Below are 12,682 nucleotides of genomic sequence, written 5' to 3' on the forward strand. Positions count from 1 at the left end.
TAGCCAGACATATGCCGCAAACCTGTATCAGTCTACGGTCAACCGACCGAAACCTGATTCAAGATCACGGACCTACAACGACCGGGCCATGAATGCCGCGATCCGACGGTAGTATCCGAGAAGGATCCACCCTCGGCGTGGCGCGTCGAATCGTTCATTTCCGCCGATGCTGACTGTTTGCCCCCCCCTTGACGCATCGGCCCATCGCCCGACTCACGAGGAGCGCTGATGGCGAAGAACGTGGCTGACGGCATGTGGGAGATGCTGGTCTCGGCGGGCGTGCAGCGGTGCTACGGCATTGTGGGCGACGCGCTGAATCCCACCATCGACGCGCTGCGGCGCAACGGTTCCATTGATTTCGTGCACGTGCGCCACGAGGAGTACGGCGTCTTCGCCGCGGTCGCGGACGCCAGGCTGACCGGCCGCCCGGTGGCGGTGTGCGGCACCGCCGGGCCGGGCGTCACGCACCTCATCAACGGCCTGCTCGACGCCCGCAAGGAGGGCGCGCCGATCATCGCCATCGCGGGCGACAGCGAGACGATGCTGCAGGACAGCGGCGCCCTGGAGGAACTCAACCCGTACCGGTTCTTCGAGACGGCCGCGAAGTACATCGGCCGGATCGTGAATCCGCGGCAGCTGCACCATGTGGTCGGCAATGCGGTCACCATCGCGCTCGCCGAGCACGGGCCGACGGTGATCGCGCTGCCCGGTGACGTGGCCGTCCAGGAGGCGCCGAAAATTCAGCTGCGCGTTCCGCTTCCGGCCACTCGCGCGGCGGCGGCCGTCGATGGGGATCTGCGCACCATGGCGGCGCTCATCGACTCCGGCAAGAAGATCGCCATCTTCGGCGGCGACGGCTGCGCGGCGGCGGGCGCGCAGGTGCGCGAGCTCGCCCGCAAACTCCAAGCCCCGGTGGGCTTCTCGCTCAAGGGCAAGCAGTGGCTCGAACACGACAATCCCCATGCCGTCGGCATGACCGGCCTGCTCGGCTACGGCGGCTGCTGGGACGCGGTGAACAAATGCGATGTGCTGCTGATGCTGGGCACCGACTTCCCGTTCACGAACTTCCTGCCGCACAGCAAGGTCCGGGTCATCCAGGTCGACCGTAATCCGCGCCATCTGGGCCGCCGGATTCCCTTGGAGCTGGCCGTCATCGGCGATGTGGGGGCCACCCTGGACGCGCTGCTGCCCATGGTCGAGCCCAAGGACGACAGCGCCTTCCTCGATAAATGCCGCAAGATCAGCGAGCGCTCCGCCAAGCGCATGCGGCACTACGTGGACGCGGGGCCGACCACGAAACCGATTCGACCCGAATACCTGGCCAGTATTCTCGACGAGGAGGCCGATGACGACGCCCTCTTCTTCGCCGATACCGGCACTGCCGTGATCTGGGCCTCGCACCATATCCACTACGGACCCAACCGCCGCCTGTTCGGCTCGTTCTCCTGGGCGTCCATGGCCAATGCCGCGCCCAATGCCTTCGGCGCGCAATTGGCCATGCCCGGCCGCCAGACCATCGCGCTGTGCGGGGACGGCGGATTCACCATGCTCGGGCTGGGCGATCTGCTCACCCAGGTGCAGCGCCGGACGCCGTGCGTCATGGTCGTCCTCAACAACAGCAGCTTGGATTTCGTGCACATCGAGCAGCAGGAGGCGGGTTTCGTCCCCTACGGCACCGATTTCCGGAACCCTGATTTCGGCAAGGTGGCCGAGGCCATGGGCGCCAAGGGCATTCGCGTGGAGGAGCCCGGTGAGCTGCGGGACGCGGTGCGCGCCGCGCTCTCGCACCGCTCCGGACCGGTCGTGCTCGACGTCCTGGTGGACAGCTACGCGCTGGCACTGCCCGAGCATGTGGAGGCGGAGACCGTGGTGGGCTTCACGCTCAGCCAAGCCAAGCAGCTCATGGAAGGTGACGGCCACAGCGTGCTGAAGAACATCACGCACAACGTGCGTTTGCTCTGATCGCGCGGGTGACCCGGCCCGTTCCGGTTCCGCGTGCAGCCCGCAGACAGCGGGTGTCCGAATCGGTTACGTTTGTGTGCGTGTCGATGATGAAGGGTTCCAACGTACCGGTAGCGGCGTCTGCGGTCCGGGTAGAACTGGGGTGGCAATCAGGTCCGGATGCCGATGCGTCGGCGCTGCTGCTGGTCAACGGCAGGGTTCGGTCGGACGCGGATTTCGTCTTCTACAACCAGCCGGCGCATGCCTCGGGCGCGGTGCGGCACGAGGGCAAGCGGCAGGGGCCGCAGGTCGTCGACGCGCTGTCGGTGCAGCTGGCGCAGGTGGAACCGCAGATCGAGACCATCGTCATCGCGGCGTCCGCGGACGGCGGCACCTTCGCCCAGTTCCGCGGGCTGCATGTGCGCGTGCTGGACGCGCATTCCGGTGCCGAGCTGGCGCGCTTCGATCCCACCGACGCGAGTTCGGAGACCGCGTACGTGCTCGGTGAGCTGTATCGCCGCCAGGGGGCCTGGAAGTTCCGCGCGGTCGGTCAGGGCTATGCCTCCGGATTAGCCGGGCTGGCAACCGATTTCGGCATCACCGTCGACGACGCCCCGGCGCAGTCCGCGCCCCCGCAACCGTCGCACACCGCGCCGCCACAGCCGAATTACGCTCCGCCGCAGGGCTACACCCCGCCCCCGCAGCAGCAGTTCGCGCCGCCGCAGGGCCAGCCGTATCAGACTCCGCCGGGCCAGTACGCGCCCCCGCCCGGGTATGCGCCGCCGCCCGGCCAGTACAACCAGGGCGGCTACCCGCCGCCGCCTCCGCCGGGATACCCGCCGCAGCAGGGCTACCAGCAGCCGCCCATGCCGCCGCAGCCCTATCAGCAGGTCCCGAATCAGGTTCCGCCGCAGCCGTTCCAGCAGACTCCTCCGCCGGCGTCCAATCCGCCGGTCAATCTGGGCAAGATCTCGCTGACCAAGGAAGCCCCCTCGGTCTCGCTGACCAAGCAGGGCGCGACCGGCGGCATCATGCGCGTCAACCTGAACTGGTCGGTGCCCGGCGCCTCGCACGGCCTGTTCGGCCGCAAGCGCGGCGGCAATGGCGGTCTGGATCTGGACCTGTGCTGCTTCTGGGAACTCAGCGACGGCACCAAGGGCAGCATCAGCCCCCTCGATACCTTCGGCAATCTGCATCGCGCCCCGTTCATCGAGCTGGATCAGGACGACCGCACCGGCGCGAGCGCGGCGGGCGAGAACCTGTCCATCAACCTCGATCACACCGCGAAGTTCAAGCGCATCCTGGTCTTCGCCTCGCTCTACGAGGGCGCGCAGGACTTCCGCGGCGTGCACGCCACCGCCACGCTCTACCCGCGCAATTCGCCGCCCATCGAAATGGAAGTGAGCGGCTGCGTGGACGATTCGCGCGAGATGGTGCTGGCGCTCATCGAGAACATCAATGGTGAGCTGGTGGTGCGGCGCGAGGGCGTCTTCGTGCGGCCGCCGGACGGGCACCGCTACTGGGGCAAGCTGGCCGTGGATCAGGCCTACCGCTGGGATCTGAAGTGGGGCACGTCGAAAGGCAAGTCCTAAGGGACGAGCGCGAGTGCGGCTGCCCGGGTCCGGTCCAGGTCTCCCTGCCACCCGAGCAGCCGCAGCATCGCGTCGGGAATCAGCCGTTCGGCGTACTCCGGCGCGGCCCCTTCGTCGGACCGGATATTGATCACGGATTCGACCAGCCGGAACGGCATCAGTTCGGCGCCCGGCACGGCATTGTTCCCCGCCTCGGCGATCACCGCAGCCGCCAGCGTCTCGTAGTGCCGGCGCAGCTCGTCGCGCTGTTCCCGGAATTTCGCGAAGCGCTCGGTGCGCAGCTCCGGCAGCAGGTAGAGCGCGCCCAGATTCCAGCGCGCATCGCAGAGCTGGCTGACGTCGAACCAGGCCAATGCGTACAGCCGCACCGCCGCGGGATCCGCGAGCCTATCCAGTCGCTCCGCCAATTCCAATGGCGCGCCGACGGTTCCGCCGAGCAGCGCGTCGAGGATATCGTCCTTCGCCCCGAAGTGGTGGTACAGCGACGCCTGCCGGATGCCCACCGCGTCCGCGATCATGCGCGTCGAGGTGCTGCCGTAGCCCTTCTCGGTGAACAGTTCGGCGGCGGCGTCGAGAATCTCGGCCCGCGGCGTCTGGCCCGCGCGGCGGCGGGGTTCGAGGCGGGGACGTCCGGGTCCGACTTGGGTCACGGCTTCATTCTGTCCTACCGACCGCGGGGGCCTACCAACCGCGCTGGTCACAGCGGCGTCGGCGCTACCGTGAGGTTTCTGTCACTCGATAGAAACTCCGGCAATGCAGAAGTTACGCCCGGCCACCAGACGGATACACGGGCGTCACCGCCCGGGCGATCGTGCCAGCAAAACTTTCAGTCGATAGATATTCATCCTCGCGAAAGATTCGCCATGGTTGCCTCTGCCCCCGACGTCACCGCCGATGGGAACGATCTGGCCCGCTTCGGCTATCAACCCGTCCTGCACCGCAAACTGGGCCGCTTCGCCTCCTTCGCGGCCGGTTTCTCCTTCGTCTCCATCCTCACCACGATCTTCCAGTTCTTCGCTCTCGGTTACTCTTTCGGCGGCGCCGCGTTCTTCTGGACCTGGCCGCTGGTGTTCCTCGGCCAGCTGCTGGTGGCCTTGAACTTCGCGGAACTGGCCGCGCGGTACCCGATTTCGGGCGCCATCTACCAGTGGGCGCGCCGCCTCGGCGGGGAGGCGGTGGGCTGGTTCGCGGGCTGGATGATGATCATCGCGCAGATCGTCACCGCCGCGGCGGCCGCCATCGCGCTGCAGGTCGTGCTGCCGTCCATCTGGAGCGGGTTCCAGATCATCGGCACCGATACCGCGCTGACCTCGCGGGACGGGGCCTCGAACGCGGTGCTGCTGGGCAGCATCCTGCTGGCGTTCACCACCACCATCAATGTGATCGGCATCGACATCATGTCGAAGATCAACTCCATTGGCGTGACCATCGAGATCGTCGGCGTGGCCGCGGTGATCGCGCTGTTCTTCAGCGGCGCCGAGCGCGGGCCGGCCGTGGTGCTGCAGACCGATCAGGCCGTGCCCGGGGCGTATTGGGCGGCATTCCTGGTGTCCGGGTTGATGGCGGCCTATGTGATGGTCGGATTCAATTCCGCCGGAGAGCTTTCCGAGGAGACCAGGAATCCGCGGCAGGTCGCGCCGCGCACCATTCTCAGCGCGCTGAGCGTCTCGGCGCTGGGCGGCGGGCTGATCCTGCTGGGTGCGCTCATGGCCGCGCCGAGCCTGTCCGATGGCGCGCTGGCCACCGAGGGCCTGGCCTACGTCATCAATGCCAAGCTCGGCACCACGGCCGGGAAGGTCGTGCTGGCCTGTGTCGCGGTGGCGGTCACGGTGTGCACCCTGGCGATTCAGACGGCGGGCTCGCGGCTCATGTTCTCCATGGCCCGCGATGGCAGGCTGCCGTTCGGCAACCAACTGTCGGCGGTGCACCCGCGCTACGGAACCCCGGTGCTGCCGGCCGTGGTGATCGGCGTGGCCGGAATCGGGCTGCTCGCGGTCAACCTCGGCAATGCCGCCATCTTCGCCACGCTGGCCAGCGTCTGCATCGTGACGATCTACCTGGCCTACGCGCTGGTGACGACGCCGCTGCTGATCCGCCGGATCAAGGGCACCACCGGTTTCGCCGAGACCGATACCGACGGGACACCGCTGTTCAGCCTGGGCCGCTGGGGCATTCCGGTCAATATCGGGGCCGTGCTGTGGGGCTTCGCCATGGCGATCAACCTGGCCTGGCCGCGCACGGAGATCTACACCCCCGCGGGCGGCGGCTGGTGGATGCTCTGGGCCGCACCGCTGTTCGTGCTGCTGACCGTGGTGATCGGCGCGCTGGTCTACCGCGCGGTGACCCCGGCCCGCCCGCTGCCCGGCGCCGAACCAGCCGTTCGAACCGCCTGAGCCGCCACCCGACCACCCGGACGGGCACGACACCACCCATCTCAGCCGCCGCAGTTCGCGGCATTCGGAAGGAGTTTCGATGACGAACACCGCCGACACCAGTGGCGCACGGGCGCACGCGAGATCGCAGGCAGCGGCCGCGACCATCAGTGGGCCCGTGCTTCCGGAGGATATAAGCGCCGCGAGAGTCGTTTTCGCACAGCGTATTCCGGCGGGTGGATACGCGAATGTGGTGCTCACCCGGGGCACTCGGGTCCGGCTGTCGGATCCTGACGGCGCGGCTTGTGCGCACCTGCTGCTCCTGCGGGCCGGATCCCCATGGGAGCGACTCAATGTGGCCGACACCGTGAAGGTGCCCTGGCAGGCCTACCTGGGCAAGGGCCACCCCCTGCTCTCCGATCAAGGCCGCATCCTCGCCACCGTCGTCGAGGATTCGTCCACACACCACGACACCCTCTGCGGCCCTTCGGATATTGCCCGTCAGCAACTGCGTATGGCCGGCGCCAAACAGGGCTTGGAACCCCGCGATATCGGCCCGACCGTCTCGTTCTTCCGCGGCGTGCGGGTAGAGCCGGACGGCGGTCTCACCGCGACCGGCAGCTCCGGCCCCGGCGGCACGGTCGACCTGCTCGTCCATCTGCCGGTCACCCTGCTCATCGCCAATGCCGAACACCCGCTCGATCCCATCCCCGTCTCCGCTCTGGACGTGGTGGCCTGGTCCGCCCCCGGCGACCTCGCCCTCGAGCACAACACCGATCCGGAATACCTGCGCGCGGTGGAGAACACCGAAACCGACTGGCACGCCCGCACTCTGGAGGCCCTCGCATGATCACCCGCACCGTCGTCCGCGACGAAACGGTCCCCGCCCGCGCGCCCTGGTCGGCCGTGGTGCACGCCGGTGAGCAGTTGGAGATCATCGACCTGCACGGCAATCAGGCGGTGGACTGCCTGCTCTACTCGGCCGCCGACCACACCGACCGCTACAGCGCCCAGGCCACCATCACCGCCCAACGCAATATCTTCCTCACCACCGGCAGCATCCTGCTCACCGACACCGGAACCCCCCTCATGACGGTCGTCGCCGACGAAGTCGGCAACCACGACACCGTCGCCGGCGCCTGCTCCCAGGAATCCAACACCCTCCGCTACGGCCACCACACCCGCCACCAGCACGCCTGCGTGGAGAATTTCCTGGCCGAAGGCATGAAATGGGGCCTGGGCAAACGCGATCTGGTCTCCAATATCAACTGGTTCATGAACGTCCCCGTGGAACCCGACGGCACCCTCGGCATAGTCGACGGCCGCTCCGCCCCCGGCAAGAAGATCACCCTCCGCGCCGAAACCGACACCCTCGTCCTCATCTCCAACTGCCCCCAGATCAACAACCCCTGCAACGGCTTCAACCCCACCCCCATCCGCATGGTGGTCACCCGATGACAGCCGCACTGTCCCACGGCGCTCAGAGCACACCCACCGCCGGCGACACGGCGGCGCTGTCCGGGGCTGCGGCAGAGCCTTCAGCCGCGGCTCTGGACCATAGCGCGGCCGAGTCGGCCCACGGCAGCAGCGATAGCCCGGCGCAGAGAGATACGGCCGAAATCCCCTCGGTCGCTGCCGCTACCGCTGCTCCGGGCGGTAGGGGCGACGGCCGCGACAACGACCGGGGTGACGGCGCTGTCCTGGACGGCCGCGTCGATCTGCCGGGCATCGCATCGGAGCGCGCCGCACCGCCGGGCGCGGCAGTCGACTCGGCCACCGTCACGGTCGTGCGGCCGGGTGTGCAGACGACCGTGCAGGATTGGCCCGGGCGGGTGGGGTATTGGCATGTGGGGGTGCCGCCGTCGGGGCCGATGGATGATCTGTCGTTCCGGCTGGGGAATCGGGCGCTCGGGAATGCCGAGGGGGCGGCCGGCTTGGAGTGCACGCTGGGTGGGCCCTCGCTGCGGTTCGAGAGCGCGACGTGGGTGTGTGTCACCGGTGCACCGGCGCCGGTGACGGTGAACGGGAAACCGGTGCGGCAGTGGCGGAGTGTGCTCGTGCCCGCGGGGGGTGTTCTCGATGTCGGCGCGGTGCGGGGGCCCGGGATGCGGTGCTACATCCTCATTGCCGGTGGGATCGATGTGCCCGAATATCTCGGCAGCCGTTCGACTTTCACGCTCGGCAAGTTCGGCGGCGGCAGCGGCCGGGCGTTGCGCGCGGATGATGTGCTGGCCCTGGGTGTACCGGGGAAGGTGACGGCGGGGATAACCGGAGACGACCAGCCGGTGCTGACCCGGCAGTGGGAGCTCGCCGTGACGGAGGGGCCGCATGGTGCGCCGGAGTTCTTCACGCGCGGTGATTTCGAGACCGTCATCGGCACGGATTACGAGGTGCATTTCAACTCCGATCGGACCGGTGTGCGGTTGATCGGGCCGCAGCCGCAGTGGGCGCGCGCGGACGGCGGTGAGGCCGGGCTGCATCCGTCGAATATCCATGACACGGCGTATTCCGTTGGGGCGCTGGATTTCACCGGGGATACGCCGATTCTGCTCGGGCCGGATGGGCCCAGTCTGGGCGGATTCGTGTGCCCGGTCACGGTGGTGGCGGCGGATCGCTGGAAGCTGGGGCAGCTGGCTCCCGGTGATTCGGTGCGGTTCGTGCCGGTGCGGGCCGAGCGGGCGGCCTCGCTGCGGGCAGTGGGGGCCGCGCGCCGGGCGTCGTTCCCCATGGTGCTGTCCTCCGGCGGCGATGGGGACGACGGAGTGCTGGGCCGTCGCGACGGCGCGGATACCGCGGTCACCTATCGGCGGGCGGGCAATGACGGCGTGCTCATCGAGTACGGCGATATGACTTTGGATCTGGAGTTGCGGGCGCGCGTACACGCCCTGCACCAGGCGCTGTTGGAGCGCTCCGAGCCGGGTGTCACCGAGCTGACTCCGGGTGTGCGCTCCTTGCAGGTGCGCACCGATCCGGATCGGCTTTCCACCGGAAAGCTGCTCGATCTGCTGGGTGAGGTGGAGTCGGAGCTGCCGTCGGCCGATGAACTGGTGGTGCCCAGTCGTACCGTGCGCATGCCGCTGTCCTGGGACGACCCGTCCACGCGCGAGGCGATCACCCGCTATATGCACGGCGTGCGCGCCGATGCCCCGTGGTGCCCGTGGAATATCGAGTTCATCCGTCGGATGAACGGATTGTCCTCGGTAGACGATGTTTTCGACATCCTGTTCGCCGCCGAGTATCTGGTGCTCGGGCTCGGCGATGTCTACCTGGGCGCACCGGTCGCCACCCCGACCGATCCGCGACATCGCCTGGTCACCACCAAGTACAACCCGGCGCGCACCTGGACCCCGGAGAACGCGGTCGGCATCGGCGGGGCATACCTGTGCATCTACGGCATGGAGGGGCCCGGCGGCTACCAGTTCGTCGGCCGCACCACCCAGGTGTGGAACCACGCCTCGTCCGGGCTCGGCGAAGATCCCTGGCTGCTGCGCTATTTCGACCGGATCAGCTGGTACCCGGTGAGCACGGAAGAGCTCACGGATATGCGCGCCGACTTCGCCACCGGACGCGGTGAGCTCCAGGCCGAGGACGGCGAGTTCCGGCTCGCCGACTATCGCGGCTTCCTTGCCGAGAACGCCGATTCGATCGCCGAATTCCGGTCCCGGCAAGCCGTGTCGTTCGCGGCCGAGCGCGAATCATGGCGTGCGGCAGGCGAGTTCGCGGCGCGGGCGACGTGAGAGCCGACCATGAGGGCATCCGCCTCGCACCTGCCGGCCGCCGCCTGCCGGGCGGGACGGCGGCGGGACCGGCACGGTGGAACCAGCCCGCAACCACGTGCGGGCTCGGAGTGAGAGGCACCGTGACGAACCGCAGAGTAATGGGCAGGACGCAACGGCGGCGGCGCAACGGCGGCGACCTTGTCGGCCGTCACAGAACTTCAGGAGGGCTTCGATGACCGTGTGGATTCACCGACGCAGTGAGGACGAGGTGGCGGCGGAGATTACGGCCGCGGCCGGGCCGCTCGCCGGATTGCGGCTGGCGGTCAAGGACAATGTGGACGTCGCGGGCGCGCAAACCACCGCGGGTTGTCCGGATTACGCGTACACGCCGGTGGACGATGCGGCTGCGGTCGCCGCATTGCGAGCAGCCGGTGCGGTGGTGGTGGGCAAGACGAACTTGGATCAGTTCGCGACCGGATTGGTCGGCACACGCTCTCCATACGGCGTGGTCGAGAATGCGCTGCGGCCCGGATTCGTCTCGGGCGGTTCGAGTTCCGGGTCCGCGGCGGCGGTGGCACGCGGCGAGGCCGATATCGCCATCGGCACCGATACCGCCGGATCCGGTCGAGTTCCGGCGGCATTGCACGGCATTGTCGGGATCAAGCCGACGGTGGGCGTGGTGTCCACGGCGGGGGTGGTTCCGGCTTGTCGTTCCTATGATTGCGTGACCGTCTTCGCCGCCGATCTCGAACTCGCGGGCCGCGCCATGGCAGTGATGGCCGCGGGTGCGCCGGGGCGGCCGTGGCCTGTGGATACCCGGCTGGCTGCGCCGCCGCAGCCGGCAGTGGCGGTCTTCAGCGAGTTGCCGGATCTGGAGACGGAGTGGCGCACTGCCTTCGATCGGACGGTCGCCGGGCTGCGGGATCGAGGCGCGCGCATTGTCGAGGTCGATCCCGCGCCGTTCCTGGCGGCTGCCGAGCTGCTCTACGGCGGCGCTCTGGTTGCCGAGAGGTACTCCGCTGTAGGCGAATTCATCGATGCGCAGGCCGATGCGGTCGATCCCACCGTGGGTGCGATCATCCGCCCCGCCAGGGATATTCCCGCCCACCAGCTGGTTACGGACCTGGCCGAGCTGGAACGGTTGCGCGCGCTCGCTCTCGCAAGTCTCGAGGGCGCGGATGTGCTGCTCACGCCCACCGTGCCCGGCCACCCCACGATTGCCGAGGTGGCCGCCGATCCGATCGGGGTCAATTCCCGCCTGGGTACCTACACCAACTTCTGCAATCTGTTCGACCTGTGCGCCGTCGCGGTTCCCGCCGGGACGGTGGGTGAGGCCCGGTTCGGCGTCACCGTGCTGGCACGCGCCTTCGAGGATGCCGTGGCTTTCGATGTGGCCGCTCTCATTGCCGGGCCGCCGGATTCGCAAGAATCGGCTTGGCCGCTGGAGGTTGCTCCCATGCAAGAGCTCATCGTCTTCGGTGCGCATCTGCGCGGGCAGCCGCTGGAGCATCAGCTGATCGAGCTCGGCGCCCGCTGGGCCGGTCCGGTGCGAACCTCGCCGCGGTACCGGCTCGGCGCGCTCGACACGATCCCGGCCAAGCCCGCCGTCACTCGCGTATCCGACGGCGAGACAGGCGTTTCCGTCGCCGGTGAACGCTGGTTCCTCTCCCCCGCCGCCCTCGGCCGTTTCCTCGCCGCGCTGCCCGCGCCCATGCAGCTGGGCGCGGTCGAACTCGAGGACGGCAGCTGGCGGACCGGTTTCAGCGCCGCCGGCGCGGCCGCCGAATCCGCCAAGGACATCAGCGAATACGGCGGCTGGCGGGCGGCGCTGGCGGCCGGGGCGGTGTGATTCAGCGCAGTGAGCGGAAGAATTCCCGCACATCGGCGACCAGCAGCTCCGGTTCCTCCATGGCCGCGAAGTGCCCGCCGCGATCCGCGTCCACCCAGTGGGTGATGGTGTTGGCGGTCTCGGCATAGCGCCGGATGCCGATATCGTGCGCGAAGGCGATGACGCCGGTGGGCACTCCGGAGTTCACCAGCTCCCGGCCCCAGGGACCGGACCCGCGCTGCGCGTAGCCCACATAGGCCGCCGATCCGGCGGTGCCGGTCAGCCAGTAGAACATCACATTGGTCAGCAGCCGGTCCCGGTCGATGATCTTGTCCGGCAGGACGTTCCGCGGATAGGTCCATTCCCGGAACTTGTCCATGATCCAGGCGAGCTGCCCGACCGGTGAGTCCACCAGCCCGTAGGCCAGCGCCTGCGGGCGCGTGGACTGGATCGCGATATAGCCGAACTCCTCCTGCATGAAGGCTTCGATGCGCCGTACTCGATCCTGTTCGATCTCGGTGAGCCGGGCGAACTCGTCCTCCGGCAGCGGCACCCGCGGAATGGGCGCGGGTCCCCCGTTGCAGTGCACGCCGATCACCCGATCCGGCACGATGCGGGCCACTTCCGGGCTCACCGACGCGCCGAGGTCGCCGCCCTGGACGCCGTAGCGTTCGTAGCCGAGCCGGTTCATGAGTTCGGCCCAGGCCCGCCCGATCCGGTCCATGGTCCACCCGGAATCGCTGACCGGACCGGAGAATCCGAAGCCGGGCAGTGCGGGGATCACCAGGTGGAAGGCGTCCGCGGGATCACCGCCGTGCGCCCGGGGATCGGACAGCGGTCCGATGACATCCAGGAATTCGGCGACCGAGCCGGGCCAGCCGTGGGTGAGCAGGAGCGGGGTCGCGTGCTCCTCGGGCGAGCGCACATGCAGGAAGTGGATGCGCTGCCCGTCGATCTCGGTGGTGAATTGCGGATAGCGGTTCAATTCCGCTTCCGCTGCCCGCCAGTCGTATTCGTCGCGCCAGTAGTCCACCAGCTCGCGCAGCCAGTGCACCGGCACCCCGGTGTCCCAATCGTCGCCGGGCAGCGGCGCGGGCAGGCGCGCACCGTCGAGCCGCGAGCGGAGGTCATCGAGCTGCTGCTGGGGAATGTCGATTCGGAAAGGTGTGATCTCAGTGCTCATGACTTTCACGATAGGAAGCACCTAGGACGGTTTCTGCCCTAGCTCTC

Annotated in this window: 9 protein-coding genes; 7 read left to right on the forward strand and 2 right to left on the reverse strand. The window is 68.4% G+C overall.

The features are described 5' to 3' along the window. The first annotated feature begins 228 nt into the window (after positions 1-228). Together ACYQ5L_RS34935 and ACYQ5L_RS34940 are read left to right on the forward strand one after the other, a co-directional pair. Positions 229-1,962, forward strand: a complete 1,734-nt coding sequence (locus ACYQ5L_RS34935; RefSeq protein WP_459962472.1) for a thiamine pyrophosphate-dependent enzyme — start codon at positions 229-231, stop codon at positions 1,960-1,962. 86 nt (positions 1,963-2,048) lie between these two features. Further along, the gene (locus ACYQ5L_RS34940; protein ID WP_459963638.1) at positions 2,049-3,533 is read left to right on the forward strand and encodes a TerD family protein; all 1,485 of its coding nucleotides are present in this window, start codon (positions 2,049-2,051) and stop codon (positions 3,531-3,533) included. On the opposite strand, the gene ACYQ5L_RS34945 is transcribed toward ACYQ5L_RS34940, so the two are convergent. Further along, entirely contained in the window at positions 3,530-4,183 is a 654-nt protein-coding gene (locus ACYQ5L_RS34945; protein WP_459962473.1) for a TetR/AcrR family transcriptional regulator, read from the reverse strand. The genes ACYQ5L_RS34940 and ACYQ5L_RS34945 overlap by 4 nt on opposite strands. Positions 4,184-4,396: 213 nt before the next feature. Between ACYQ5L_RS34945 and ACYQ5L_RS34950 the strand changes: the two genes are divergently transcribed. From ACYQ5L_RS34950 to atzF, 5 genes are all read left to right on the forward strand, one after another. Continuing rightward, positions 4,397-5,926: an amino acid permease gene (locus tag ACYQ5L_RS34950; protein ID WP_459962474.1), complete on the forward strand. Its 1,530-nt coding sequence runs from the start codon at positions 4,397-4,399 to the stop codon at positions 5,924-5,926. A 79-nt stretch (positions 5,927-6,005) separates the two neighbouring features. Then, on the forward strand, positions 6,006-6,755 hold the full coding sequence (locus ACYQ5L_RS34955; protein WP_459962476.1) for a DUF1989 domain-containing protein: 750 nt from the start codon (positions 6,006-6,008) through the stop codon (positions 6,753-6,755). Next, positions 6,752-7,363, forward strand: coding sequence for an urea amidolyase associated protein UAAP2 (locus ACYQ5L_RS34960; RefSeq protein WP_459962477.1), 612 nt, complete (start codon positions 6,752-6,754; stop codon positions 7,361-7,363). Before ACYQ5L_RS34955 ends, ACYQ5L_RS34960 begins: the two co-directional genes overlap by 4 nt. Then, complete coding sequence (locus tag ACYQ5L_RS34965; RefSeq protein WP_459962478.1) at positions 7,360-9,642, forward strand: 5-oxoprolinase/urea amidolyase family protein; 2,283 nt, start codon at positions 7,360-7,362, stop codon at positions 9,640-9,642. The genes ACYQ5L_RS34960 and ACYQ5L_RS34965 overlap by 4 nt, the downstream gene beginning before the upstream one ends. Positions 9,643-9,856: 214 nt before the next feature. Continuing rightward, positions 9,857-11,473, forward strand: a complete 1,617-nt coding sequence (gene atzF / locus ACYQ5L_RS34970; protein WP_459962479.1) for an allophanate hydrolase — start codon at positions 9,857-9,859, stop codon at positions 11,471-11,473. A 1-nt stretch (position 11,474) separates the two neighbouring features. Here the strand turns inward: atzF and ACYQ5L_RS34975 are convergent, their stop codons facing one another. Beyond that, complete coding sequence (locus tag ACYQ5L_RS34975; RefSeq protein WP_459962480.1) at positions 11,475-12,635, reverse strand: epoxide hydrolase family protein; 1,161 nt, start codon at positions 12,633-12,635, stop codon at positions 11,475-11,477. Between the last annotated feature and the right edge of the window lie 47 nt (positions 12,636-12,682).

This window comes from Nocardia sp. IFM 10818, assembly GCF_054655275.1.

Bases quoted from the DNA above. Each gene is read 5' to 3' on its own strand.
- ACYQ5L_RS34935 (WP_459962472.1), top strand. From the start codon at position 229: ATGGCGAAGAACGTGGCTGACGGCATGTGGGAGATGCTGGTCTCGGCG.
- ACYQ5L_RS34940 (WP_459963638.1), top strand. From the start codon at position 2,049: ATGATGAAGGGTTCCAACGTACCGGTAGCGGCGTCTGCGGTCCGGGTA.
- ACYQ5L_RS34950 (WP_459962474.1), top strand. From the start codon at position 4,397: ATGGTTGCCTCTGCCCCCGACGTCACCGCCGATGGGAACGATCTGGCC.
- ACYQ5L_RS34955 (WP_459962476.1), top strand. From the start codon at position 6,006: ATGACGAACACCGCCGACACCAGTGGCGCACGGGCGCACGCGAGATCG.
- ACYQ5L_RS34960 (WP_459962477.1), top strand. From the start codon at position 6,752: ATGATCACCCGCACCGTCGTCCGCGACGAAACGGTCCCCGCCCGCGCG.
- ACYQ5L_RS34965 (WP_459962478.1), top strand. From the start codon at position 7,360: ATGACAGCCGCACTGTCCCACGGCGCTCAGAGCACACCCACCGCCGGC.
- atzF (WP_459962479.1), top strand. From the start codon at position 9,857: ATGACCGTGTGGATTCACCGACGCAGTGAGGACGAGGTGGCGGCGGAG.
- ACYQ5L_RS34975 (WP_459962480.1), bottom strand. From the start codon at position 12,635: ATGAGCACTGAGATCACACCTTTCCGAATCGACATTCCCCAGCAGCAG.